This is a genomic window from Tritonibacter litoralis, from assembly GCF_009496005.1.
Taxonomy (GTDB): Bacteria; Pseudomonadota; Alphaproteobacteria; order Rhodobacterales; family Rhodobacteraceae; genus Epibacterium; species Epibacterium litoralis.
Window position 1 is genome coordinate 1 of sequence record NZ_WIBF01000019.1, and the last position, 26464, is coordinate 26464.

The following is a 26464-nucleotide window of genomic DNA, read 5'->3' on the forward strand; positions in this document are numbered from 1 at the left end:
TCACCGGTGGTGGCCGCGTTGAGGATCAGATCACCACCGTCGATGTCCAAGCCACCGGTCACTATGCTTGCCCCGGATACGGTGGTAGTGCCCGCACTCTGTGTCAGGCTGCCAGTGATGTCTCCGGCCAGATCAAAGGTGCTGGCGTTTGAGACGTTTCCATCGATTGTGGCATCGATATCCGCATCACCCACGTTGGTAATATTGCCGGTGAGGGTGTCGTTGAGATCCAGGGTTGCTGCCGAGGCGATATCGACATCACCGGTTGTGGCCGCGTTGAGGATCAGATCACCGCCGTTGATGTCCAAGCCGCCGGTCACTGTGCTGACCCCGGACACGGTGGTGGTGCCCGCACTCTGTGTCAAGCTGCCGGTGATGGTTCCGGCCAGATCTGTACTACCCGCATTGGTAATATTACCGGTGAGGGTGTCGTTGAGATCCAGGGTTGCTGCCGAGGCGATATCGATATCACCAGTGGTGGCTGCGTTAAGGATCAGAGCGCCACCGTCGATGTCCAAGCCGCCGGTCACCGTGCTGGTTCCGGAAACAGTGGTGGTACCCGCGCTCTGTGTCAAGCTGCCGGTGATGTCCCCGGCCAGATCTGAATTACCTGCATTGGTAATATTGCCAGTGAGCGTGTCGTTGAGATCTAGGGTTGCGGCCGAGGCGATATCGATATCACCGGTGGTGGCCGCGTTGAGGATCAGATCACCGCCGTCGATATCCAAGCCGCCGGTCACTGTGCTGACCCCGGACACGGTGGTTGTGCCCGCACTCTGTGTCAGGCTGCCGGTGATATTTCCGGCCAGATCTGAATTACCCGCGTTGGTCAGGTTTCCGGTGAGTGTGTTGTTGAGATCTAGGGTCGCGGCCGAAGCGATATCGATATCACCGGTGGTGGCCGCGTTGAGGATCAGATCACCGCCGTCGATATCCAAGCCGCCTGTCACCGTGCTGGCCCCTGAAACAGTGGTGGTGCCTGCACTTTGTGTCAGGCTGCCGGTGATATTTCCGGCCAGATCTGTACTACCCGCATTGGTAATATTGCCGGTGAGGGTGTCGTTGAGATCCAGGGTTGCGGTTGAGGCGATATCGATATCACCGGTGGTGGCCGCGTTAAGGATCAGATCACCGCCGTTAATATCCAAGCCGCCGGTCACCGTGCTGGTCCCGGAAACAGTGGTAGTGCCTGCGCTCTGTGTTAGGCTGCCGGTGATGTCTCCAGCCAGATCAAGGGTGCTGGCGTTTGAGACGCTGCCAGTGATTGTGGCATCAATATCCGCATCACCCGCGTTGGTCAGGTTTCCGGTAAGCGTATCGTTGAGATCCAGGGTAGCGGTTGAGGCGATATCGATATCACCGGTGGTGGCTGCGTTGAGGATCAGATTGCCACCGTTAATATCCAAGCCGCCGGTCACTGTGCTGGCCCCGGACACTGTGGTTGTGCCTGCACTCTGGGTCAAGCTGCCGGTGATGTTTCCGGCCAGATCTGTATTCCCTGCGTTGGTAACATTGCCGGTGAGCGTGCTGTTGAGATCCAGGGTGGCGCTTGAGGCGATATCCACATCACCGATTGTGACCGCGTTAAGGATCAGATCACCGCCGTTAATGTCCAAGCCACCGGTCACCGTGCTGGTCCCGGAAACAGTGGTAGTGCCCGCACTCTGTGTCAGGGCGCCTGTAACGTCTCCAGCCAGATCAAGGGTGCTTGCGTTGGAGACGTTACCGTCGATTGTGGCATCAATATCCGCGCTGCCTGCATTGGTTAAGCTGCCAGTGAGCGTGCTGTTTAGATCGAGAGTGGCGCCAGCTTCAACATTCGCAGCGCCCTCAACATCCGTGTTCAGGATGAGGCTGCCGACGATTACGTTCAATTGGCCAGTTACTGTTAACGTGTCGCTTGGAGTTGAGCCATTTATGGTCAAGCCTGTCGCTGAGCTTGTGACATTTGTGGCTCGAATGGTAGCTCCTTCATCAATGGATATAACTTGATCGTCAGCCGCATTGCCAAAAATTGCGGAATCTTCCGTTTCAAACGCTGTATCGCCACCATTGGTCCAGTTTTGGGATGATGTGTCCCAAAGTTGGTTTTCTGAGCCAGTCCATGTCACATCCGCTGCTCGGGCATTGTCGGCCAAAACAAGCGTACATCCTGTTGCCAGAACAAAGACCAGCTCAGTCGAACGCCCGAAACGACAATGGCGGCTAATGCTCCGTTGACGAATACCTGTTTGAATAAATGAAATCTGGTTCCTGAGCATAATAACTGGCCTATAAATTAAGGTTCGTGGCGACAAAGGACTTGAAGCCCATAAAATGATGGGCTTGGCCTCGAAGACAGCATCCGTAAGGAGAATTAAGCTCATGCCATACGTTGTCTGACACTTGCTCTATGGTTGTTAAATTTGAAAAAATGGAAAATTAAAATGACAGCTATACAGTGGGCTGATTCCTTGTTAATTCCGTTGCGTCGCAAATACACTAAAACGCATCAGCATGAACATTAAATTTTAAATTTTGGCAATACATGTTGTCGTTTTGTTGTTTTGCAGTGAGTTGATCTGCGTACTTACTCCCTCTATCTGGATAATAAAATTTGTTAACACGATTTTTTGAAATTAAAGTGTCGTTTCTCTTCGAATCACTGAGGCTGGTGATGAATTTAAAAAATAATATTTCAATCATATTTTGCGCCTTATGGGCGATTGGGTGCGTAGCTACTGCGCAAGCGAACGAAGATGGCACGAAGTTCCGTGACTGGCGATTGGCCTGCCGAGAGTTCGCAGGCGAGGATAAGTTCTGCACTATTATCCAGCAGCTATCCGAAACGGAAAACGGTGAGTTTCTGGCAGAAATTGCACTACAGCCTGCGATTGCGAAGGAGCAAAAGCGGGTTGTCTTGGCGATCTCGACGCCAACAAATATGGCATTGACCATCCAACCGGGATATCGTCGCACAGTCAGTGGAGAGGTCAAAACCCTAACCTGGCGAACATGTTCGCAAACCAGTTGTCTTGCGTCCAGAGTGCTCTCAGTTGAAGAGGTCACTGAGCTAAAAAAGGGCCGTTCAATCCTCGTTGGATATCAGCTAGCAAAGGACACCCAGCCAACAATTTTTGAGGTTTCGCTCTCAGGTGTGACTGCCGGTTTGTCAGCGATCGGCAGATAAAACGACATTCGGTAGCGCCGTAACCTACCTGGCATCGCTTGCATGTCGTTTAGCTCTAGGTTTAGCGCTCCTCTTGTTTCAGCAACATAATAGAGAAAAGTGGCTTAAAGCATTGAAATATCAAGTGTTTCCAGCATGATCTCGAACACTCTTCTGTTGATTGCCCATTGTTCGAAATTTGCTTCATCTGAAGCCGACACAATCTGCCCACTGAAGGGCATTGCATTGGCATGGGCTCGAAGAGAGAGCACTATCCGTTCTTGATCGCGCAAAAAACCCCGGTATTGCACCACGTTGAAATTGATATCGCCACGACTGCCGTGCAAGATTGGTTCCGCTTCGGACAGCTGAAAACCTTGACGGCGAAGTTTTGCGAGAAACACGGCCTCCAGCTCTTCTGCAGTGGTGTTACCAGAGCCCGCAAGCACCGCTGACAATGATCCGGCGGACACCTCATCTTGCAAGTGAAGCAAGTGCACTGCAGCGCCGTCCGGTGGAGTATCAACCGGCTGCACAGGATCCCAGCTCGCGGGCACCAAGAACGATGCACTGTGGCTTTTTGCCCTTATTTCCAATGCATTCATGGGTTCTGCATAGTGTTGTCCCGAAGGTGACAACAACGTAAATCGCATTGCCGCCATCAGACCTATTTCCTGCAAGCCGGGCGCTGATGGGTTACCCTGCGCGTGAACAGAGCCATCAATCAGAAACAAAAGATCGCCATCTTTGACGGTTAACAAACGGTGAACACGCCCTGTTGACGGCGCATAGGCCACTGCATCCCCCATGAGGCCATAAGCGGTTGGCAATTCACGCATTCCAACCAATTTCAAACCTTGGCTAGGAGCAAAGGCGCGCAACCAATCTGAACCGTTGAGCACACGTGGCAGAAACACTGAATACACCACAACTTTGGCGTCCATGTCCGCGCCATGTGCCGATGTTCTGCCTGGCGTAAATCTGGCTATTGGCACCGCCGGCGTGTTGGGATCAGGAAAAACATCTGCACCGATCGTTTCCACCTGCCAAAGCTTTGGCACCGCGATTTTGAAAGCAGCGGATGGGAAAACCCCTTCGCGCACAACCGCTTCCATATAGGTGGCTTCGATCAGCTCTTTTGTAGATACTGGCTGCGTAAGAAGCTCAATGCCGAGATCATTCATTGGTTGTTCCACTGTTAGGGGCCATCTGGACGGTCCCGTGATGTATAGGATGGTCCAAGGCTGAGATCAAAATCCGCTTTTACCCCGAGAAGCGCGGCCGCTTCGCCGCCTGCACCTAAATGATAGCGCCCTGTTTCCAGGTTTTTGTATCCGTAGCCCCGTGCGCCAGCACCCAGAGCGCCGGCTGAAACACCGCCTTTCCCCTTCAATGAAAGAGTCCATTTGGTAAAAGGAATGGGGATGTTTATCTCCCCCATAAGATCAGCCTTTGCCGCGGTAGCCGAAGCCGCTCCCCCAAGTGCAGCCCCAACGCGTTTGCCGTCGGATCCTAGCAATGCGTCGCCTTTTAACTCACTGGAGAACAGTTCGTACTCGCCGCCCGCCTCAGCATAAGGGTTGTTCGCATCTGTACCCACAAAAAGGGTGCCGCCTTCTTTTACCATACGCGCACCTGCGGCGCCCTTGAAACCAACACCGCCATCCGTGCCGGCGTGCCCTTTGGCATCCGCGGTGAACGTCTCGAGCTGGTGAGATCCTCCAAAGATACTGCTATCTCCAAAGTGACCTGCATGGTTCATGCGGGTCATGCCTGCTCCAACTTGCCCCTGCACGACCCCATCTTTGGCGCTCCCGCCAGCTTCGGCGTAAAAGACGTCTACATTGTCGTCGCCACCTGCGCGAACCTTCGCAACCTCTTCCTTTTTCTCGGCTTTTTCACAGGGCTTGACAACTTCGCCAGGTTTGCTGTCCGACTTGTCAGATGCCGCTTCTTGCCCTGCTTGTGCAGCGTCTGCGGCGCTCGCAGGCGCGACCTGTTCAGCAGGTATGACAATGGTTTGCCCGGCATCGACACGGTTTGGATCTGCGATACCATTAGCCTTGGCCAAAGCGGGTACGGTTGTCCCGTTGCGCCGTGCGACAGCAGACAACGTGTCCCCACGCTGCAGTTGATAGGTTTTGGTCGTGTTGGTATCTACAGGAGCATTCATCTGGAGGTCTCCTCCTGTTGGCTCAGGACAGCCCGAATTTGACGAACACGGGTCTCAGCTGAAGCTTGGGATCTGAGGACTTGATCCAACCAAGCATAGCGGTCATCGAAATAAAATTCCGGAGGAAAGGCGATGAAGATATAGCTCATTTCTGTAATATGCGCCTCGCTCTGAATGCTGTAGTGTCGGCAAAGATCGAAGGCATGAGAAATCTTCATGTCGACCTCCGTTTGTGCAATCGAAGGCCATTTTTGTGAGATGTATTCCCGAAGGTCTACCGCCAGCCTGTCATAAAACGCCTTGGCTCCTTGTGCCGTAAACGCTTCTAATTGTTGTGTTTTAATCTGTAGCATGGTGTTATTCTCGACCTGCCCAGATCAAGCCTGCAACCAACGCTGTTGCGATCAGAGCCAATAGCAATGCAATCCAGCCCAATGTTGCAAACTGATCTTTCAGCTCTGGGCGCAAAAGCCACTGTGCAAAACCACTTTCCGACCCACCCTGGCGCACACGTGCCTGAACGCTCGCAATCGCTTTTTGCCAAAAGAACGGCTGGGCCAGTCCAACGGCCACACCGCCAAACAACGCAAAAACCACCTTCATCACGCGCGCTGCCAGATCGCGATCGCCGCCAAAAAGCGGTAAGATACGCTCATTCAAAACCGCGAGTGCCACAAGGCAAACAAACAGAAACGCCGTGCCGAAAAGTAATTTAACCGGTATCCCCATAATCTGCTCCGGCCTCTAACTTGCACGCACGAAAGGAATGCCAACCACAAGTTTTCCGCCGTGGGAGGTGGAATCCCCAAGCCGAGTGACCGGTTTGCCGGCAATACGGACAATCGCAGAGCCCGATGTGATAGCGTCAGAACAGGGCACGCCAACACAAAGCGTTTTGCCACCTACCACGGCAACTGGACGCCCTGCGATCCGCACAATTCCCTGCCCTGGATTAACCACCGGTCCCCCGACATGGGGCACTGGCCCGGGATTGACCAATGGGCAAACATGATGATCACCTAAGAGAGAAACTGGTTTGCCTGGCATGTCATTCTCCTATTTCTTCATGCGTATCATGGCTGTCAGCTGAAATATTCAAGCGCTTGTGCTCTAGGAGTCCATCTGAATGGCTGAATGTGTTCACAACCCAAGGGTCTTGTGGTTCTTCAGTCCATACCTGCGGAAAATCTCTCAGTACAAAGACCACCTGATCGCGTTCCATGAGCGGTAGGTAAGTTCTGAATACTGACGGTCGGTAAATCTTGAAAAAAAGGTTTCTTGCGTTCTCGTCCTGAATGCGAAAAGAGCGTTTCAGGCTTGTTTTGACTTTTCTCGCGACGCCATTGGAGAACAGAAAATAGCCGATGTCTTGTCCCCAGGCTTCGTTCAAAAACCAGTCAAGCACCGCATTTGTTTTGCTATGAATTGGAACAATCCAGGGAGCAACTTCAGCGAGGTCAACATAGGCTTGTCCGTCGAAAAGGCACATCGCCTCATCGTCCAAAGTCTGCACAAGGCTTGAAATCTCTTTTGATCGACTGGCGTCCAGAACCAGATAGATTTTGTGACCCTGTGGGCGTGCATCAAAAAGCGCGTCGGTCAGCGCAGTCACACTCTCATAGTCCAGCTCAGGACTTGCGGGTTGGGCGCTCATATTAACCTCCTACAGAGGCTTGGCATTCTTCGCAGAACGCTTCTTCGGCCTTGAGCACCTCTGACTGCGAAGGCGCACCAGGATCAAAATCAACGGATCCGCTTAGAACTTTCAGCTTGGTGGCCTTGATAGTCATACCGGCGGCGTCGATTTCGATTGATCCTCCAGGAGCTGAAATCGTAAACTTTTCTGTAGCTACAATCGTGTGCTTTTTAGTACGGGACAGGATCATCTTGCCAACAGTTGTCATCAGTTTTTCACCGATGGTCACTTGTTTTGCCTTGCCAATCTGCTCCATTGAAGCGCCGCCAACATTTACGATTTTAGTCAAGCCGACTTGTTCAGCTGACACCACACCGGTGCTGTCGGAACGGAAATTGGACACCAATGTGTTCATGGTTCCGGGCGCATCAAATAAGCCCGCAACGCTGGAGCCGAGTTTAGATCCGGCCATCCGCATTTCATTGTTGGCGTCCTTACCGGATTCATCAGCCTGTAATAATCCGCTGCGCCCCAGAGCGCCCAGACCATCGAGGAAACCTAACTTTGACTTACCCAATGCGTCAGCAAATTGAGTGAGCGGGTTGCCTCCTCCTCCCCCTTCGCGGGCGCCTTTTTTGACGAGTTTTGAGGTAATGCCGGCTAGGCCTGATAGCCCGGACAACAGTCCCGCCGCATCGGGTCCGGTGCCGCCCACCACAACCGAGACAGATCCGCCGACTTCGGTCTTTTGGTTTTGCCCAACCTCGGTGATCTGATTGGAACCAACGCTTTGAACGTCATGCCGTTTGATCCGCGACAAGGAGTCATTCAGCACCAATTGCGACATATCTTTTTGTGCCTTGAAAGCAATGTTTTCGTGGCCCGGTTCATCTTCGAAGACCATTTCGTTAAATCCCGCCGCACGGTGCGTATCTGTGCGGAAAACAGATTTGGTCTTATGTTCCGGCAGGCTATAGGGCACCTTGTTTTTACCGTTGAACACGCAGCCAGTCACCAGGGGCTTATCCGGATCACCATCCAGGAATTCGACCATGACTTCCATGCCAATTCTGGGGATCACCATGCCGCCCCAGCCGTTACCAGACCAGTTCTGACTCAGACGGCATCGCATGGAATAAGATGCCTCCAGATCCCAGTGAAACTGAACTAGGATCCGACCATACTCATCGACATCGATTTCCCCGTCGCCAACCACAACCGCTGTCTGCGGACCCTTCATTACGACCTGTTGGGTGCGTCGCTCGGGGCGCATTGGCGCATCTGCCGGGCTAAGCACATACCGTCCTTGATAGGCGTCTTCCTCTGATATTTCCTGAGTTGTGGCATAGGCTTGCGTTCTTAGGGCATGTTCTGCACGCAGACACAGGAATTTACGCCCGGTGGCCCCTGGCAAAGTATTGCCAACCGGTGTCACACAGAGGCCTGCGCCAAGGGTAATAACATTGCCTTTCGCCTCCATTCGCGTGATGCCGCCAGTTTCCATTTCCGCCCGGCGAGACACAACGGTTTCACCCACTCCCTGATTCAAATAATCACCAGGGTAGTCAAAGCTCTCGATTTTGCCGTGTTCATAGAGCCCGCCGCCCTCGCGTTCGACTTCTTGAACGGCATTGGGTGTTTTGAAGTTGTAGTCGGTCAGACGTACCGCACCAGTTTGCATTCGAGCACCGCCCTTCCACTCTCGGAAATGCTCGTCTTCATCTTGGTGATATCCATCAACTCCGTAAAACGGTCGCTCCCCACCGGGCAGATCGGCATGGGCTGTAACGTAGTCCGTGAGCACGAGGCAGTGATTGCGCTCAGAGTGTTGCCAATGCCATGAGATTCCGAACCGTTCCATCATCCGCATCGCAAAAACGGCGTCACTTTCACCATATTGCACTGTGTACTCAAGGGTCGGATAATCATCAGCCAATTGAATGTCGAAGTGCGGTGCGCCAAGGCTCGCATAATCGGTGAACAATTCAGTCAGAATATCGGTAACCGTTTTATTATGGAATATTCTCTGGTTGCGCCGCAGGCCGGCGAGATGCAGCCATGGGCGCAGCACGAGATCATAACTGTTTCCCTGCTCCGAGGTTCCACCCCATCTCGCTTCGGTTGCAATACCGTCAAAGTATCTCGGCCCGTGCACCGTTTTGACGCTTACGGTAGCATGAGTGCCCAATAGCTGGTTTAAATCAATATCGGGGTCTTGGGAAATTGCTTCAACGTGCCATTCAAAGTGGCCAGACATCTCCTCGCTTCCGTCAAAACGGTTGAGCACAAGAATATCCTTGCCCAATTGAGTTGTTAAGGAGCCATGACGGTCTGATTGAATAAAGTTCATATCTAACACTGCTAGGAGGAAAATAATTCGAATATTTGCATGCTGATGTAAATATCAGCCAAAGGAGTATTGAATTAAAAAGCCTATAAAGACGCTTAACATATAACCTCACAACGTCAACTTAATTTATACTCAGCCAAGCCTAGTAAGAAATACATATTGAAGTCTTTGATATTACGATCAGCATCTTTGTTGCCGCATCAAAACTGCTTGATGCGGCTCTGACTGGGGGTTGAAGCGAACGGCGAGGCACAAAGCGAAGCAGAGGATTTTGCAAACGCGAGCCTTATCGAAAGCCCACCAAGATCTAAGCTCAGCTGATGGCTGCAATCGCTTTGCGCTCACGGTCTGTGGTCCATCCTTCCTCAAGGCAGGTCTTCAGCACTTTGGTTAAGCCAGCGGCATTTCTGACTGTCTGCAATAAGGCAGGGTTGTTCTTGATCTTTTCAATGTACAGCAACGCTACATCGTCTGAATCAGTGTAGTGCGCTCTTTGAAGCCGCTCAAAGATCTTTGTTACGCGGCCCATATTGGTTCCCATGTCTACTAGTGCTTTTGCCAAACCCTCTTCATCCATACTTGCGGTCATACGCAACATGCCCCAGCGAAACGCGTTGACGACAAAGGTCGCATCATCCCGACGGTAATTCTCATACGCATGGGTGATTTGGCCTCCAATGGTCGAGGTGCTGAACCGCAAAGAGTTTCCGAGGCCAGGCAGCAGCGCAACAGGGTCCAAAGTATAGGAATAAGAACTGTGCGAGATCCCATCTGGCCAGAAGATTGCCGGAGATCCGTAAGAATTGACTGTAATATTCATCAAAGCTTCGGGTTCCAGAAGGAACAGCCCGGTCAATGCATTTGAGGAAATCAGATTACCCTGACTATGCGCAAATATCGTGGTCGATTTACCTTTATTGACGTAAAGATAGTCGAACAGCGTCAGTGCTGCTTTGTTTCTTGCTAACCAAAAGCGCACGAGATCTTTGGATTTTTGCTTGTTTCCTGCACCTGCCTCCAACATCATTTGCAACTTCACCAAATCGCGGTCAATCTGGTGACTGTCCCATTGCAGCTTGTCGCCAAGACATTGCACGAGATCTTCGACAACGGCGTTTACCGTGTTCATAGTCCCTTCGGACACGGAGCTGGCATTATAGACACCAATGACCTTACACATTTGCAACAAAGACAGGCCAAGCGCTGCATCCATGTGATCTTTGGGCGAATTGAGCATCCCATTCACAAAGACAACTTCGCGGTTGGGTGAATACCACGCATTGCTTGCCTTTGCGGTTGGGTTCTCATAACACGTCAGGTCACCATCGATCTTAGGCAGACTATTCGAAATATTTTTATACATTGAAATAACCTTATAATATTCAGAAGTACGAAACGGCGCCTTTGGAGGTTCAATACCTGCCAGGCCGTTGTCATACTTCAGACATTTCGCTCGAAAATTTGAAATTGAATTTGCCATCGGCATAGCCAACGGTCACCCGGTCAAAGGCTTTGTCTGACACCATGCGTTCAAGCACATTGCGTGAGAGCTCTGGTAGAATGGTATTGGTGATAATGTTGTCAATCATGCGGCCGCCGCTGTCAGGGTCGCGGCACTGGCTGATGATGTAGTCGAATACATCGTCGTCGCAGACCAACTGCGCTTCGTGACTGCCGCGCAGCCGTTTGGCAACAGAGCGCAACTTGAGACGGGTGATGTCCGCAAGTGCGGCCCCACTCAGCGGGAAGTAAGGAATTGAAACGATTCGGCCTAAAAGCGCGGGCGGGAACACCTCCAACTGAAACGGCTTAAGCGCGGCCGAGAGCTCGTCCACATCGGGCTCAATGTTGCCATCCTGTGCCATCTCCATGATGACATCGGTTCCCACATTCGACGTAAGCAAAATAAGGGTGTTTTTGAAGTTGATCGGCCGCCCATTGCCATCTTCCATAATCCCTTTGTCAAAGACCTGGAAGAACAGCTCATGGATATCAGAATGAGCCTTTTCAATTTCATCCAACAACACCACTGAATAAGGCTTGCGCCGCACCGCTTCTGTCAGCCGCCCACCTTCACCATAACCCACATATCCGGGAGGGGCACCTTTCAGCAATGAAACCGTATGTGCCTCCTGAAACTCGGACATATTGATAGTGATAATATTTTGTTCACCACCATAAAGTGTTTCAGCCAGCGCCAGCGCAGTTTCGGTCTTGCCCACCCCAGAGGGACCGCAAAGCATAAAAACACCAATAGGCTTATCCGGGTTGGCCAGCCCTGCTCGCGAGGTTTCAATGCGTTTGGCGATCGTTGCAAGACCGTGGTCCTGGCCAATAACCCGTTCTTGCAGACGATCTGACAACGTGAGTACTGCAGCGAGCTCATCTTGAACCATACGTCCCACGGGAATACCGGTCCAATCCGAAATTACAGAGGCAACTGATTGAGAATCCACATGTGCATAGACCATTCGATCATCGGGGTTGGTCCCGCTGAGCTGCGCCATTTTCTCAGCCAGAAGATCGCGCTCGCCGGGATCGCTGTCTTGGCCGTTCATGGCTTTGCGCAGTTCAAGGATTTCATCCACAAGGATTTTTTCAGCATCATAAGCTGCCTGAACTTCGGCAAGTTCCAAGCTTAGCGCAGTCTTTTCGGCCTCTGCATCAAGGATCCGCGCCTCATCGGTTGCACCCAGTTCACGCTCGGCTTTCTTGGCAACGATCTCAGTTTCAAGCGCGGCTATGTTTTGCTCGAGATCTGCAATCCTGGCAGGTCTGGCCGACTGGCTCACGGCGACCCGCGCGCAGGCCGTGTCAAGTAATGATACGGCTTTGTCTGGTAGCTGCCGAGCCGGGATGTAGCGCGCAGACAGGGATACAGCAGAGACAACCGCCTCATCGGCGATACGTACGCCATGGTGTTCTTCCATCACCCCGAGGATGCCCCGCAGCATTGTACAGCAACGCTCCACATTGGGCTCAGCCACATCAACGGCCTGGAAACGACGGCTCAGCGCCGGGTCTTTTTCGAAATAATTGCGATACTCGGCCCAGGTTGTCGCCGCAATTGTGCGCAATGTGCCCCGCGCTAGTGCTGGCTTCAACAGATTGGCGGCATCGCCGGTGCCAGCCTGCCCGCCGGCTCCAACCAATGTATGCGCTTCATCAATAAACAGAATAATTGGCGTCGGCGATGCCTGAACCTCATCAATCACGGATTTCAAACGTTGCTCAAACTCACCCTTCATGGATGCTCCGGCTTGCATCGCCTGGATATCTAGTTCGAACAGTTTGGTTCCTTTCAGTTTCGGCGGCACATCCCCGGCTGCTAGGCTCTGTGCAAAGCCTTCAACTACGGCCGTTTTGCCAACGCCCGCTTCCCCGGTAAGAATGGGGTTATTCTGGCGGCGGCGCAGCAATACATCAATGATCTGGCGAATTTCATCGTCACGCCCAACAATCGGATCTAGGGTGGCTGCTGCAGCTGTCATGTCTTTTGCAAATCGACCCAGGGCGGTTGATGCGCCCGGCCCTTCATCTGTCGCGGCCTCTAACAGACCAGCGCCATCCACTGGACGTTGATTTTCTTCTTCACTGTCCTTCCAAAGGCCGCGCGCTTCTTTCGCAAGGGTTTCCGCAGAGAGCTGACCAAGCGTTTCAGAAAACGCCGCCACCGCGCGGCGGTGTTCGGAATTTGATAGGAGCGCCACCAGAATATGACCCGTTCGGATCTGCACTTCCCCGAACAACAGGGTTGCATACACCCAACCATTGGTGAACGCTTTTGACAGCGTGTCCGAGATCACCGGCATTTCGGTCACGTTCTTGTCCAGTCGCGCCAGCGATTTAACCAGCTCTGTCAGCACCGTAGCCCGGTCCAGCCCTAACGCGCGGAGGGTACATGAGACATCGGAGTCTTTCAAAGATACGACTTGATAAATCCAATGGAGCACATCTACGTGCCGGTGACCATCACCACGGGCCAGGCGCATGGCGTTAAAAAATGCATCATGCCCCAACTGATTAAGTTTTCCTACATAGGTCTCTACCTGAATTTCTGCCGCCATTTTATCGGCCTCCCGAACATCTAAATTCTGAATTTTCAAGGAAATCATCGAAATCGATCTGATAGGCACAAACATGCGACCAACCGGCCTTAGACTGATGCTGTTCGCCAAGCGACAGAACGGTCATCCAACCTAATTCGGAGCTACGCCCTAACTCTGCTGCCTGCAGCTGCGCGTTCGAAAGCCAAAGTTTCACATCCACGGTGTAAAACTGCCCAAGATAGCCTAAGACAAGATCCACCAGCTCAAGGTTGCTCAGCTTTCCGGGTAAAAAGCTTCGATAACTGTCCAGCGATGGGCAATAGATATGAAGCGTGATCTTTTCTTCAGTGCTGGCCATACTGCTGCCCAACTTGACATCCGCACCAAGCTGACTGGCCTGAAGCCCCAAATGCGATAGATCTTCGGCTGCAAAATTCAGCCATGAGGCTGTAAATTCCTCAAGCTTCATATCCACTTGAAAATGCGCACTTAGGATTTGCCGCAAGCGAACCGGGGAGCGCACACGCGCCATTTGCAACCCTGTATAGCGTAGCCTGACAATATCATCGACAACGCCAAGCCCTCGATGAACATCGCCGCTATCCCCGGTGAGCGCTCGCAGCTGTTCGGGAAACGTTCCGCCCGAAGGGTGGTCAAATTGGGTAATAGGGCGTGCGTCTGACCAGCTACGATAAAACAACTGGATAAAGCGGGTGGCAAAAATATCCACAAAACGGGTAAAGCCAGGCTGGCCATTGTCTTGCCAGTGCTTAGCTTCGCGGGTCATAGCAATCGGTAAAGCACCAAACGGGCCAAAAAAGCCCAGAAACCGCGGCCTCACCACCGGAGGTGTGGCGTTCAAATCCACTTCTGATAAATCGCTATCCGCAAATCCCAAATAGGGATCCTGTCCCAGCTGCGCGACCTCTTCATGGGTGCGCCGACTCTGACCGACGCGCGGCCTGTCCCCTGCCCCGCGTTCCAATCGGCGCATTAACGCGAGAAAGCCAAAGCCTTGCTTGTCCCCACCAGTCACAGCAGTGGCCCCGAACCGCCCCGTGGCGGCCAACGTGTCATAACCTTGCCTTTCTGATCGCAGGCGACACATTGAGTAAAGGTATTTACGCCCGCATAGTCTGCAAGAAACCGGTCCAAAACCGCAGAGAGCAATGTGATTGCCCCGCTGTCAAATACCTTCTCATCAAAACAAACCCTGATCTCGAGCCCCCGTGTTGGCAGATAGCCTCCGAACCGTTTTACCGTCCGGGTGACTGGGCTTGCTTCAAGGCTGCTGATCCCATTGATCTGGCTCTCGGTGAGCTGCTCAGAGACGTTGCTGAAAAGGCGCAGGGTCTCCCGCAAAGCCTCCACATTACCGCGCCCATCTGCGCCTACAAATCCGCGGTAGCTGATGGAAAGCAATGACAATAGCCGCCAGTAATTGTCGCCAGCGCGGGCGCGATGTGGCGCTTCGGCTTCAAGCTCCGCAACCGCCTCGCGTGGATCAGTTGGGCCAGCCACAACGTCAAACATGACATTTCGGTCTTCTAGCATATGGAAAGAAGACTCACGTATTGGCAAAATTTCAGGCAAATGCCGATTGGAGCACAGGGTGCGCACAAACAACTGATGTCCCGAAGTGGCGACGTCAGGCTCATAGATGGTGAGCCAGGTCTCTGTGCCTTCATAGCGAAAACGGGTGCCGCCAATGCTGCGCTCTTGCCGGGTCAAACGGCGTCGGCGGCGTTCAAAGGTATAGTATGAAATCTGGCGGGTATCTTGCCCCCCTACCGGCAGGGAATAAAGCGGCTGAACTTGGCGCCGTTCTTTTTGACCTTCATTTTGCTCTGTGACTGACAGCACCCTTTGAACTTCGTAGTTGCTGTTCGGAGTCCGGTTTGGAGCGATAAGATACGCATGCGACTTCTGATCCAGGGCAATCGGTTTGGCGTCATCTTCGAAGAGATTGACAGCAGGTGCACAAAACAGTCCCAAACTCTCGCGGTCGAAATGGCTTTCCAAACGGCTGCTGCCGCGATCAAGCTCAAAAATGATTTGGGCCGAGTGCGCTTTGATCCCCCGCAAAGCCTGCTTTAGCCCCTTCAGACGCACCCCCAAAAACTTTCGTGGAAAAGAGAAATACTCCAGCAAACTCGCAAAGCCGGGAAATAGTCGCTCATCCCGCTCATAAAGAGGGTAGTCTCGGTCAAACCCCAGCTGCTCTAAAAGTTCTGATGGCGCAAGCGTGCGATAAACGGGATCACCAAAATCATTTTGCCAACAAAGGGTTGCGCGAATTACCCCGGAGGTTAAGACTTCGTAAAGCGCCATCGCCTCTGACGCGGAACCAAGAAAATGCACAGGCAGGCTATCGATCGGCAACGTTCCCAGAGCCTCACCGTCAGTACGTGCGAGTGTCAGCGATAGGCCCGCAGCGATGCTGCGTTGATCGCCACTTCCTTCGGGTACCTGATCCCCGAGCATTGATGATAAAACAGCGGTCGAGGCGTGAAACGCCGCTTGGGAAATTTCCACCGGCCAAAGATCAATCGGTTCTGCAAGTCGGTATCGGCATCCAACCCGGCGTTGTGCGTGACTAAAAGACGTTTCTAGATACTCTCCCGCTTGTAACCGGTGACCAACCGCCAGATCCTCGGGGCGGCCGCCCTGAAGTTGCGCCCGCACCAACATTGCTGAAGGCAGAGGCGCAGTTGCATCCGGGCAAATCTGTTCCAATAACTCATTGGAAAACGTGCGAAACTGCTGATCAATGTTCAACTGGACCCGCGCTGCGAGAAATGCAGAACCCTCCAACAATCCCTGAATTGATGGATCGAGGTTCTCTTCCAAGAGACCGCCCAGACGATCAGCAAGACCGGGATGGTCATCAACAAACTGTGCGGCGCGCTCTTTTAGCAGCGCAAGCTCTCGTTCATAGGCAGATTTGAACGCAAGTTTCATAACTTATGACCGCTTTCGGGACTGCAAAATGACCTTGCCGCTCCCGGTGTCTATATCCGCTTGGTAATCAACAGGAATATCCGCTGGATCTGCGATTAAGTCTGCCAATACGTTGAGCGCAATTCGCTGCGTTTCGTCTCCATCTACCGTCCGGATCTTCACTTCAATGCTTTCATCTACCAGCCGGGGCTCATGGTCACGCAAAGATTGCTTTATGGATTGGCCCACATCAGGCGCAAAAAGATCTTTGCGGCTTAAATCGGACAGATCGCGAAACCCATAATTTGCCACCGAACGCGCAACGTTTGGAAACCCTTTGAGGTCCACCACGGCATCAAGGCGCACCGTGTTCATCAAAACCTCAAGATGCTTTTTAACATGGCTGCGAAGCTCTTCCTCACTTACACCAATGCGCCGGGCAGTAGACCGCGCATGCTGGCCGGGATCGCCACTTCTCTTTCGGCCATCTGTTGCCTTTGCATCGTTCTCCTCGAACGAATGACGAAAGACATCAAAAAGCGCGACCCGCGAGCGCTCGTGAACGCGCCGAGTCCGTCGTGGTCGGTCGTACTCTGTCTCCGGAACGAGGCTTGCCATGGGTGCTAAAAAATAATCCAATCACAAATGGGCGGCTGTTACACCGCCCATAAGATCCTGACTTAAACAGGAACGTTCTTCGCGATGTCGAAGCCGGCTTTGCCTTCCGGACCTTTGGAACCATCTTTTTTCTGAGATGCATAAGTCACTTCGTACTTTGCAAAGTTCAGCGTGACGGTTTCCATCACCCGATCCATGCCATCACCGGAACCACCGGTGGAGTAGGAAGAGACCATGATTTCCCACATCTTGATCTTCATATACTCCAGAGGAGTCGCACCCGCTTTACGAACGATCAGCTCGCCTTCAGCGATATGAGTACCTGTCGCACAATGCTTCAGCAGGTCGTGCGTCGCCATATCTACATATTTGGTACACGTCAGATCCTGAACGTTGACTTTGCCAGAGCCACCACCGGGCCCAAGGTGAGTGGTTCCGGACTGGGTCATACCCCATGACCACTGAGAGAGATCAATTGCTCCCGTGTGCTTGTCATCAACAGACTCGCCTTTAATTTTGTCTAATTTGAGGAAAATATCGACAGCCATTTACCTGTCTCCTTAGTTACGAAAATGACGGTGCCAACCAATTATTTTGGAGGCGGAATTTTGGATACCAAGCTCATCCCGATATCCATACCTTCCATCTGGAAGTGGGGTTTAAGGAAGAATTTACCCATGTAATATCCGGGGTTTAACTCATCCTCGACGACCTCAACCTTAGCGTCAGCCAATGGCTTACTTGCCTTTTCACGCTCATCGGCGTTTTCCGGGTTCAAGGTCACATATTGATCAATCCATGTTTGCAGGTTCTGCCGGATCTGATCCTTGTCAGCACTGGATCCGATCTGGTCTCTGATCATGGACTTCAGGTAGTGACTGAACCTGGAGACCGCGAACATATACGGCAGGCGCGAAGACATATTGTCAGAAGCCGTCGCCAATGGATCGGTGTATTTCTTGGGCTTATAAAGCGATTGCCCACCAAGGAAGACTGCTTTGTCGGTGTTTTGCCGATGGATCAGGCCCAACAACCCGACTTTGGACAGTTCCCCTTCACGACGATCATCGATCGACACTTCGGTTGGGCACTTAAGGTCGTTTTCACCCGATCCGGTGTCAAACAAATGCGTTGGCAGCTGAGAAACCTCACCGCCGGACTGAACACCGCGAATACGCACCGTCCAGCCGTGCTCCTTGAAGGCGCGGTTGATATTTACCGCCATCGCGTGCGCGGCATTCATCCAAGAATATTTTTCACCATTGTGACCATCGGTCTCTTCGGTGAAGTTGAATTCCTCGACCGTCATGGTGCTGTCTGGGCCATAGGGTTCTCGCGCAAGAACGCGTGGCAACGTCAACCCAAGAAAGCGTGCATTTTCGCTGTCGCGCAGAGAGTTCCAACCGGCATAGTCTGAGGCGGTGAACAGATCTTCCACATCTGGCGGGTTAGAGATGTCATTCCAGGATTCCAGACCCAGCAACCGGGGGCCCACAGCCGAAATGAAAGGAGCAAGCGATGCCTCTGCGATCTTAGAAACCGAGTTCAGCAAAGCCACATCGGCCGAAGAGTGATCAAAGTAGTAATCACCAACAAGCGCACCCATTGGAGCGCCGCCCAATGCACCAATTTTGCGCTCATAGACTTGGCGATACAGCGGTGAGCGGTCCCATTTTGCTCCGGGATACCGTTTCATCATGCTGCTCAATTCTGACTTGGAAGCGTTCATAACTTCCACTTGCAGGCTGGCGCCGGTCTCTGAATTGTTCAACGTATAAGCGAGCCCGCGCCAGGAAGACTCCAGCGCCTGAAACTCTTCATTGTGCAGGATCTCATTCACTTGATTGCTCAGCTGCCGATCCAGCCCTGCGATCATGGATTGAATGGTGTCGATCACGTCGTCATCGATCAACGCCTGATCTTTGACAGCCTCCTGCACCACAGTTGCCAAGGCATTGTCGATGGCTTTTTCGGCCACTTCAGTGGTTGGGTTGATCGTGGCTTTCAAAATTGCGGAAAAGTCTTCCAGATCAGATTGACCGGCACTAACGGCTTCTTGGACCTGAGCTTCTTCAGTCATCGGGCACGCTCCCTAAAATGTGTCTATAGCCAGAAAGAGACTTCAGCTTTCGCCGCTGTTCTCTTCAGCGGCGGCTGCAGCTTCGGCACGCGCCTGTTCAGCCATGGCCTTCAGCCGTTCCGGATCATTCAGCAGATCTTTGATCTGTTCCTGCGCCTTTGGCTTGGAGGTCATGTACAAAAGCAGATCTGCCAATTGCGTGCGCGCCTCCAGCAGCTCATTTAAGGCAGGAACCTGTGTGGCAATTTTTGCAGGTTCAAAATCTTCCATCGAATTAAATCGAAGATTGAGACCCATTTTACCTTCGCCGCCGTCTAATTTGTTGTCCACCATGACTGCAAGGCCCGGCTGGATTTTCTTTTCCATGTAACTGTCCAAAGTCGAATTTGTGACTTTTTCAAATTCTCGTTGCTCGACTGGAGATTTTTCTTTGCCGGGCGCATTTCCCGAAAGGTCGCTCATCATTCCCATGACAAAGGGTAATTCAACCTCTTTTTGAGCGTCGATCGGATCCGTATAGGAGATGTGAACGCGCGGAGGTCTATTTCTACGAATATGACTAGAACCAGTATCAGACGCCATATCAGCGCTCCTTCCCATAATGCATAAACAGATAATTTCAACGGCATCTGACTTAGTCACACCATTTGAGTCAAGGTGCGACTTGCCATTTTAACAACCTAAAAGGTTAATAATCGCTTGGAATAAATTCTCTCATCAAAAACTCAAAATCTTTACCTATGTAACCCTTGGCGCGCGCCAAGAGAAGGGGAATTGGAGATGATTTTTCCACCGAACGAAAGAAATTTTCAACGGCTGCAATCTGAGATTTAGCATCCTCAGGGTTGTTTACTTTGAAGTTTCCAAATGTAGCTGGAGAAAGGTCCGGCGTTTCAATTCCGCCACCACCAGAAGCCGTGTCCGAGTGGCCAGAATCGGCCACCTCTTCCGCACCAATGTCCGCGTGATCTGCAAGCGACCGCAGCTGGCCGCGTGCCAGCTTAAAGTCAAAAGCAGAGGTAAATTCAACCACAGCCCGGTCCACGGCATTGGGCATCAGTTCCTCAAAAGCGTCAATAAGACTTTTGCCGATCAGCAACCGTGCCTGTGTTACCAGCAACAGGGCTGCCGACGAGGGCTCGCGCAGGGTGAAATAGTTTTCAACAGCTTTCAGCCTTTCGCGCGCCTCATCGTGAGATTGGACTTCAGTCACAGGAGCAACCCAGACGGAGCCGCCCTCTATGTGCCCCGCGTGGGACGCCTGGGCAGCCGCATAAGGCGGCACTTCCAGCTCGCAGCCACTTACTTCGTCCGAATCGCCATCCAGCTGGTCAAGATCAGGCCGTGCCTCTGCCAACAGGGCCAAAATCTCTGTCAGCTCGTCTTTCAGGCTGCGCAATTGCGGCTTATGCGGCGTATCACTGCTCAGACATGCCATCTCGATCTGCTCCAAGGCAGCAAAAAAGCGTTTGATCAAGCCCCGCACTACATCGAACTCGTCGCCCGCCTCCGCTAACATCTTGAGCAAAGGATCCAGCATGAGGTCATGTTCGCCGTCATGCGGCGTATAGCGCCCTTTCGTGACCAAGATCTTGCGTAGGCTAGTTCCACTGCCCGCCAAGTTCAGATAGCGCAGGGGCAATATCATCGCCCCAACCTGAGTTAAATCGTTCAACGCGTCCAAACGATCTCGTGGCCCGTCCACAAGCTTGGGATGTGCCGCATCGGGCAAAGCCTCCAGTAAGGCAGCCGTGGCTTCCACACTCTCCACCGTGGTCTCTAAATCCCCCGCGAGCATGGCCCATTGCGCCCGCAACACCAGCAGGCGCAAATCACGGCTGCGCTTTAACAGCCCATCAATTGCGGCCAGTTCCTCGCCTAATGCTACGGATTTGGGGTCAAAGATGACATCTGGCTGTTTGTTGCCGCCAATCTCCATACCGGGTCGGAAATAATCCCCCGGTTCTGGTAATCGTCCCACCGCCCCAAAATAGTAGTCTCCATATGCGGCGTCATCAGTCTCAAACAAGTCATCCCCCGCCGGAGAAGCCTCGTTAAGCGGTTGAGAAATCCATTCTAAGCTCATTTGATTACTTACCCTGTCCTTCACGGATCGCATCGGAATAGTGGCGCGAGAAAGCTTTGATAAATGCATCAAGCATGCCGTTCTCGCCCTGCGAAGCCCCGGCTTCCCAGCGTTTTGTAAACTCCGCCCAGAACTTGCGGCCATTGCCGCCCACCAGACGTCCGCCCACCGCTTCCTCTATTTCTTCCGGCGACAACCCTTCCAGCATTTCAGCCAAAGCTGGCTGCAGTGCCGCAACCACTGCATCCTGATGCGCCCGGATATCGCTCAACGCGTCGCGGAATGCATCCGATCCGGTCATATACCCGTCGCGTGGTGCCACAAACATGGCTTCAAAAGCGCGCTCTGGATCGGTGAGGAATTTCATTGGGTTGTTGCCATTGGCTACCCGCATGGTTCGGTCTTCGCCACTGATGAATAATTTGACTGCAGACCGGCTTTGCAGCAATGCGATCATATCAGAGGCACCGTCGCGAACGCAGCGCCCCAACATACGCCCAAGCTCATCCAGGGGCAGTTGAAGCTGTTGCACATCGCTTAAGCCGGCCCCTTGCAGAAAACCCTGCAACAGCAAATCTGCCTCAGACGGCGCAGCGGTTTGGCCTGGTGTCGCGGGTGCAGCCCGTGCAGGAGCGGCCATCTCTGGCAGACTTGCAGGTGTGAAAATCTCGCCGACAGGGTGGTGTTGCTCCAGCGTCTGTGACGGCATTTGTGTTGCAGCAGGTGCGGGCATTTGCGGGACGGGCGCCGGAGGTGACACAAATGAAGCGGACGGCGGTAGTTCAACCCCGGCGTCTCCCCATTGACCTGGCTGCGGCTGCTGCACCGCCAGCGATGGATCCGCAAGGGGTGCTGTGAACTGAGGGGGAACAGACAGCTCACGTGGCGCCGGGCTGCCCGCAAAATGCTCCAGATTTGCAGTTTGTGGAGTTTCGGCCCCTTGCACCAACGCCGAGTCTTGTTTCTGCAGGCCAGCAAAATCCCCCCAAACGTCGTCAAATGGTTCCTGGGCGGGCTCCGGCGCGGTGCCTGCGTCAGGCTGATGCGGAACCGGTGGCGATTCGGGTGGATGCATTGGCGGTTGTATCGGCGGCGGCATCGCTGGGTTATTGTGGCCACCGCTACCTGCATATGTGGCCGCTACAGCCTGGTGCGCCATCTCAGTTGCGGGCTGCAATGCGGCGCTGATTTCCACAAGTATTACATAATGCCCGACGCTCAGCCGGTCACCATTTTGCAACACACGCGGCTCGGACATCCGATACCGTTCCCCATGCAGAAATGTGCCGTTGCTGGACACATCATGCAAAACGTAAGCCCCTTGCTCATAGGTGATATCAATGTGATGGCCCGAAATATGACGAGTGGGATCTGGTAAGACCCAATCCATCCCCACCTTCCGGCCGATCTGCGCCCCCTTGCCAGCGAGCTGCAAGGAAATTGGACCGCCATTGTCCAGCGTGGCAAGATTTTCGATCCGCAGGGTTAACATTGTCATCGCACTCAGGACTGTCTATTTTAAATCATTCGAAAGAGCGGCGAGGAAGCATCCAGAATCCGCGCCATATGCACCGATCTTTGCTCGGCGCCGCCGCGAGCCAATGTGGTAAGAAGAGCTGCGTTGACAGCACAAGGGCTGCGCCACAAGGGAGGGCGGCAGGGATCATTGGGTGCCATCATGCCGCCAGACCAACCAACTGCCAGTCCCAGGTAGACAAATGGTGTGCGTTGATGGGCAAACAGTGCCAGTTGCAAGGTGCGCCAGCGCGTTTGATTGCCCGGAGCGTCCAGCCATTGGGTGATTGCTGTCAGCAGATGCACCTCTTCTGCGGCCGGATCAGGCAAAATACTGCGGGCTGCCTGCAAGGCCCAGTGAATGGAAAATTTCGCTTCTGCAGCAAAGGCTGTAAAAGTAATCGCATCCTCTGGAGTGGTAGATCCCCTTAACCTCTCAAAATAAGAAAAACTATCTTCCTCTACCATTGGCCGGTGTTTCGTAAAGGCGGCAACTTCGGGCAGAGCATTATATAAAGCAGACGGGCTGTCATGGCGCAAAGTACGCAACGGCGGCACCGTTAAATCATTGCCTTGTTCGCCAAGAAAATCCATTTAATGTGTCCCGCTTCTTCTACAGCCAATTAATAGATGCTTTTGCATGTGTGGCAAATCTCCACTGAGTATTACAACCTTTTAGTAAAATAGAAAATCAATCCAAAACAACAAATTTAACTCTCAAAATTCCCTTAAGCTTCGAGCCTTACCATAAGTCAAGGCGTCGGCGCCTTTTGCGAACATCTATTTTATAAACATGGATGATGTCAGAAATTTCGCAATACTTATACAGTCAATAATAAACCACCCGATTTTAGTCATCTGCGCCGAAAAATTTCTTCAGGGTATTTGAATTTCCAAATCACTGAAGCACCTGAAACGCAGCCATTCCAAATACTGAATCTTCCAGTAGATTGGTCGACAGGCTGGAAAACACGTCTTGCGCTAACTGACCGACTTCATTTTCAAGATTGAAACTAGCTTCGCCGTGCCCCAATGCAAACAGCAACTGCTTGGTATCCCGATTTGTGCCCACGCGTACAACGGGCGCATCCACCTCCACCACATCTCCTTCGATTGTGGCAAAACGCGAAAGATCCTGAACCACGCCGTTGTCATCGATCAGTAAGAGCGTAAGGTTCAGCCCTCCTGCCCCTACCACGCGCGCGCGAAGACTGTCACCGCTGTTCAGAGTGCTCTGCTCAAGCACCAGCCCCAATCGGCTGGCCGGATACGCCGCACTAAGACGCAACGCATCCAGTGCCGCGCATTGGCGCAGATCAATACTGTCGAAATGACGTGCAACAGTTGCATCAACACGGTCTACGATTCTATCTGCCGCCGCATTTAGCAGCAGGTCGTCTGCCCCGATCATGGACAACCCAAGGCCCCCATTGCTCCCGCGTCGCGGCAGCAACAAACCGCACTGAGGTTGCGGAGCCGCCCTGATCTGATGAATCAGCTGGCCAATACCCCGCATTTGAGCGTTTGGCGCCGTTATTATCTGCGCCTTTCTGGGCGTATCAAGTGGCCCCGTCTCCACTACCTCAGGTAAAAGCGTGGCCAATTGCTGAGAACCTGTACCTGCATCGTCCACGGCCCCAATGGTATCTTCGGGGAGATCTGGGCCGACGCTTTCTGGCTCCTGAATATTCCCTGCGGTATCTAATGACACCACATCTTGCGGCGGGAGGGTGTCGCCGAAGCCGACGCCTTGCCCTTCGATTTCCAGCAGATCTTTTGTAGCAATATCAAATGTGTTGTCTTCAACTTCAAAGCCGCTCTCAGCTACCACCTCAGCCGCGGGTGGCTCCTGTAGAGGCTGTTCCTCTACCGGCTCATCCGCCGCAATCACATCTGCCTCAATGCTCTCTTCCACAGGGAGTACAGCTACTTGTTCTGCTCCCTCAAAAACTTCTGGCGTCTCAACCGCTTCAAGCTCTTGTAGCACGGGTTGCTCTTCAACCGGCTCCACCTCGGCGATCTCAGCGGGCAAATCAGGTAGAAGCTCTTCTGGCTCAATGTCCTCTGCAACCTGTTCGCTAATCACCTCAGGTTCAAGCGCTTCCGCAAGCTCGTCCGCCGCAGGCAGCAGCTCATTCTCGGGATCCTCCGGCGTCAGTAGTGTCGGGGTTTCTTCCTCCGGCTCCAAAACCTGCACCGGATTTAATACATCAATGCTGACCAGCGCAAAATCTTCCTCCGGCTCGTTCATTGGTCGGAGCGACGGCAAAAACGAAACTGATCCCGCAAACAATGCTGCGGCAACCCCCCCATGCACCGAAAACGACAACCCAGTGGACAATCGCCATTGCCAAGGGCGCGGGGGTGCATAGGGCAGAAAACTCATGATCCTGCCTCACCGGCCTGATGCAATGTAACCAAACGCAATTCAACCGCCACCAGATTTTCAGCTTCCAGTACCTCAAACACCCGAATAGCGTTGGTGTCGCGATCCGCCAGTACATGTAGAACTGGCGTATCCAGGGTTGCGGTAGCCAGCGCTCCCACTGGGATCTCAACTCCATCCAAGATCATGCCACCGTCGGACTGTATCTCCAACAATGGGCTCGGCAGCGTATCCAGTGATAGATTCGTGGTTTCCGGCAGTTCAACCGTCACCTCTCTCGAGGCAAGAATCGAGCCGCTTGAGATAAAGAAGAAGATCAACAAAAGCACGATGTTAACCATCGCCAAAGAGGAATCGATTTTGGTTTGCCCGCGCTCTTCTTCAAAAAAACGACTGTTAAAACGGCTCATGAGTCCGCTCCAACTCGCTTGATTTCGACGTGCTCAACACCATGAGCACGCAAGGCAGCCATCGCAGTGGCGACATCCTGAATGAGTGCGGTGGGCCCGATGACCAGCTGTACATGAACCGTGCCTGCTTGCGATGACAATGCCTCAGACAGATCATGCAGCTGTGTGCGGTCGAATTTGGTCCCACCCGAGCGCACAATGCCATCCTCCAACTGCCAGATGATTACGTCCGATGGCAACGCATCGCCGCCATTTCCTGCACCTGAACCCAGCGCATCAACGGCATCGGCAGCTTGACTTTCTGGATTGGATCCGATGGTCAGAATTGAGTATGGGGTCAGGCTGGTTGTCAGCATGAAAAACGTCAGCAGCTGAAACATCGCATCAGCCAAAGGTGTCAACGCCACCTTGTAAGATCGTTTTTTTACTGGAACCGCCATTTTCGACTGGTTCATGACACTGCCTCAGGCCGCTTTGCTGTTTGGCCCAACGCGTCCATGTATAGCGGCGGACACCAGCGCCTCCATGATCGTACGCTCTCGGTCAATGCGGCTTTCAAGCCAGGTGGCAATGAAAAACGCAAAAAGAGCAATTGCCAGCCCCACCGCAGTGGTTGTCAGCGCAACATAAATCCCTCCGGCCAAGGCGCCAGGATCCACGATGCCATCAACCACCGCCAACACCGAGAATGCATCGATCATCCCCACCACTGTACCCAGCAGCCCCAACATCGGCGCCGCCTGGACCACCATATCCAGCGATCGCATGCGCTCGCTTAAATGTGCTAGCTCGATCAGCACGGTCTGTCGGCTCAGCTCTTCGGCATAAGAGGGATCATTGGGACGGGCTTGCAATCCGGAAAACACCGCATGCAGAACACGTGCCAGAACGGATTTGCGCGTACCAGCCTGACGAATGGCGTCATCTACGCGGCCACTCAGCCAGTCATCAAGGATTTTTTCCGCTTCTTTCCGCCCACCCAAACCGCGACGCGAAAATTGGATCACCTTAAAAATACCCGTAGAAAGAGCAAAAACGGACAGTGCCGCAAGTGTCGCGTACACTCCAAAAGA

Annotated in this window: 23 protein-coding genes and 1 pseudogene; 1 reads left to right on the forward strand and 23 read right to left on the reverse strand. The window is 52.9% G+C overall.

Going from position 1 to position 26464, the window contains the following annotated elements; genetic code table 11:
* Positions 1-1874 (reverse strand): annotated as a pseudogene (locus tag GFB49_RS19385) (S-layer family protein); the annotation flags it as partial.
* A gap of 722 nt (positions 1875-2596) precedes the next feature.
* Here GFB49_RS19385 and GFB49_RS19390 point away from each other — a divergent pair.
* Positions 2597-3169 (forward strand): invasion associated locus B family protein, encoded by a 573-nt coding sequence (locus GFB49_RS19390; protein ID WP_194269416.1) that lies wholly within the window; start codon positions 2597-2599, stop codon positions 3167-3169.
* 104 nt (positions 3170-3273) lie between these two features.
* On the opposite strand, the gene GFB49_RS19395 is transcribed toward GFB49_RS19390, so the two are convergent.
* From GFB49_RS19395 to GFB49_RS19500, 22 genes are all read right to left on the reverse strand, one after another.
* Positions 3274-4332 (reverse strand): hypothetical protein, encoded by a 1059-nt coding sequence (locus tag GFB49_RS19395; RefSeq protein WP_153217724.1) that lies wholly within the window; start codon positions 4330-4332, stop codon positions 3274-3276.
* A gap of 14 nt (positions 4333-4346) precedes the next feature.
* Positions 4347-5321, reverse strand: a complete 975-nt coding sequence (locus tag GFB49_RS19400; RefSeq protein WP_153217726.1) for a LysM peptidoglycan-binding domain-containing protein — start codon at positions 5319-5321, stop codon at positions 4347-4349.
* Positions 5318-5674 carry a hypothetical protein gene (locus tag GFB49_RS19405; protein ID WP_153217729.1) on the reverse strand — a complete coding sequence of 119 codons (357 nt, stop codon included), beginning with the start codon at positions 5672-5674 and terminating at the stop codon, positions 5318-5320. The genes GFB49_RS19400 and GFB49_RS19405 overlap by 4 nt, the downstream gene beginning before the upstream one ends.
* Positions 5675-5678: 4 nt before the next feature.
* A complete protein-coding gene (locus tag GFB49_RS19410) occupies positions 5679-6050 on the reverse strand; it encodes a hypothetical protein (RefSeq protein WP_194269417.1) in 372 nt (123 codons plus the stop codon).
* A 15-nt stretch (positions 6051-6065) separates the two neighbouring features.
* Complete coding sequence (locus tag GFB49_RS19415) at positions 6066-6368, reverse strand: PAAR domain-containing protein (RefSeq protein WP_153217733.1); 303 nt, start codon at positions 6366-6368, stop codon at positions 6066-6068.
* Position 6369: 1 nt separating this feature from the next.
* Complete coding sequence (locus GFB49_RS19420) at positions 6370-6975, reverse strand: DUF4123 domain-containing protein (RefSeq protein WP_153217735.1); 606 nt, start codon at positions 6973-6975, stop codon at positions 6370-6372.
* A gap of 1 nt (position 6976) precedes the next feature.
* The gene (locus GFB49_RS19425) at positions 6977-9307 is read right to left on the reverse strand and encodes a type VI secretion system Vgr family protein (RefSeq protein WP_153217737.1); all 2331 of its coding nucleotides are present in this window, start codon (positions 9305-9307) and stop codon (positions 6977-6979) included.
* A 313-nt stretch (positions 9308-9620) separates the two neighbouring features.
* Positions 9621-10787, reverse strand: a complete 1167-nt coding sequence (locus tag GFB49_RS19430) for a hypothetical protein (RefSeq protein WP_194269418.1) — start codon at positions 10785-10787, stop codon at positions 9621-9623.
* Positions 10741-13374 carry a type VI secretion system ATPase TssH gene (gene tssH, locus GFB49_RS19435; protein WP_153217741.1) on the reverse strand — a complete coding sequence of 878 codons (2634 nt, stop codon included), beginning with the start codon at positions 13372-13374 and terminating at the stop codon, positions 10741-10743. Before tssH ends, GFB49_RS19430 begins: the two co-directional genes overlap by 47 nt.
* Position 13375: 1 nt before the next feature.
* Entirely contained in the window at positions 13376-14464 is a 1089-nt protein-coding gene (tssG, locus tag GFB49_RS19440; RefSeq protein WP_153217743.1) for a type VI secretion system baseplate subunit TssG, read from the reverse strand.
* Positions 14389-16317, reverse strand: a complete 1929-nt coding sequence (gene tssF / locus GFB49_RS19445) for a type VI secretion system baseplate subunit TssF (RefSeq protein WP_153217745.1) — start codon at positions 16315-16317, stop codon at positions 14389-14391. Before tssF ends, tssG begins: the two co-directional genes overlap by 76 nt.
* A 3-nt stretch (positions 16318-16320) precedes the next feature.
* Positions 16321-16914 carry a type VI secretion system baseplate subunit TssE gene (tssE, locus tag GFB49_RS19450; RefSeq protein ID WP_153217747.1) on the reverse strand — a complete coding sequence of 198 codons (594 nt, stop codon included), beginning with the start codon at positions 16912-16914 and terminating at the stop codon, positions 16321-16323.
* Between the two features lie 62 nt (positions 16915-16976).
* The gene (locus GFB49_RS19455) at positions 16977-17462 is read right to left on the reverse strand and encodes an Hcp family type VI secretion system effector (protein ID WP_153217749.1); all 486 of its coding nucleotides are present in this window, start codon (positions 17460-17462) and stop codon (positions 16977-16979) included.
* Between the two features lie 41 nt (positions 17463-17503).
* Positions 17504-18994 carry a type VI secretion system contractile sheath large subunit gene (gene tssC, locus GFB49_RS19460; protein ID WP_153217751.1) on the reverse strand — a complete coding sequence of 497 codons (1491 nt, stop codon included), beginning with the start codon at positions 18992-18994 and terminating at the stop codon, positions 17504-17506.
* Positions 18995-19036: 42 nt separating this feature from the next.
* A complete protein-coding gene (gene tssB / locus GFB49_RS19465; RefSeq protein ID WP_153217754.1) occupies positions 19037-19576 on the reverse strand; it encodes a type VI secretion system contractile sheath small subunit in 540 nt (179 codons plus the stop codon).
* Positions 19577-19682: 106 nt separating this feature from the next.
* Positions 19683-21104 (reverse strand): type VI secretion system ImpA family N-terminal domain-containing protein, encoded by a 1422-nt coding sequence (locus tag GFB49_RS19470; RefSeq protein ID WP_194269420.1) that lies wholly within the window; start codon positions 21102-21104, stop codon positions 19683-19685.
* Positions 21085-22578 (reverse strand): type VI secretion system-associated FHA domain protein TagH, encoded by a 1494-nt coding sequence (gene tagH, locus GFB49_RS19475; protein ID WP_153217758.1) that lies wholly within the window; start codon positions 22576-22578, stop codon positions 21085-21087. The genes GFB49_RS19470 and tagH overlap by 20 nt, the downstream gene beginning before the upstream one ends.
* 20 nt (positions 22579-22598) lie before the next feature.
* Positions 22599-23189, reverse strand: a complete 591-nt coding sequence (locus GFB49_RS19480) for a DUF6931 family protein (protein WP_153217760.1) — start codon at positions 23187-23189, stop codon at positions 22599-22601.
* Between the two features lie 304 nt (positions 23190-23493).
* Positions 23494-24981, reverse strand: a complete 1488-nt coding sequence (locus GFB49_RS19485) for a hypothetical protein (protein ID WP_153217762.1) — start codon at positions 24979-24981, stop codon at positions 23494-23496.
* Complete coding sequence (locus GFB49_RS19490) at positions 24978-25391, reverse strand: ExbD/TolR family protein (RefSeq protein WP_153217764.1); 414 nt, start codon at positions 25389-25391, stop codon at positions 24978-24980. Before GFB49_RS19490 ends, GFB49_RS19485 begins: the two co-directional genes overlap by 4 nt.
* Positions 25388-25846, reverse strand: a complete 459-nt coding sequence (locus GFB49_RS19495) for an ExbD/TolR family protein (protein ID WP_153217766.1) — start codon at positions 25844-25846, stop codon at positions 25388-25390. Before GFB49_RS19495 ends, GFB49_RS19490 begins: the two co-directional genes overlap by 4 nt.
* Before the next feature lie 9 nt (positions 25847-25855).
* Positions 25856-26398, reverse strand: coding sequence for a MotA/TolQ/ExbB proton channel family protein (locus GFB49_RS19500; RefSeq protein WP_343032648.1), 543 nt, complete (start codon positions 26396-26398; stop codon positions 25856-25858).
* Positions 26399-26464 lie beyond the last annotated feature (66 nt).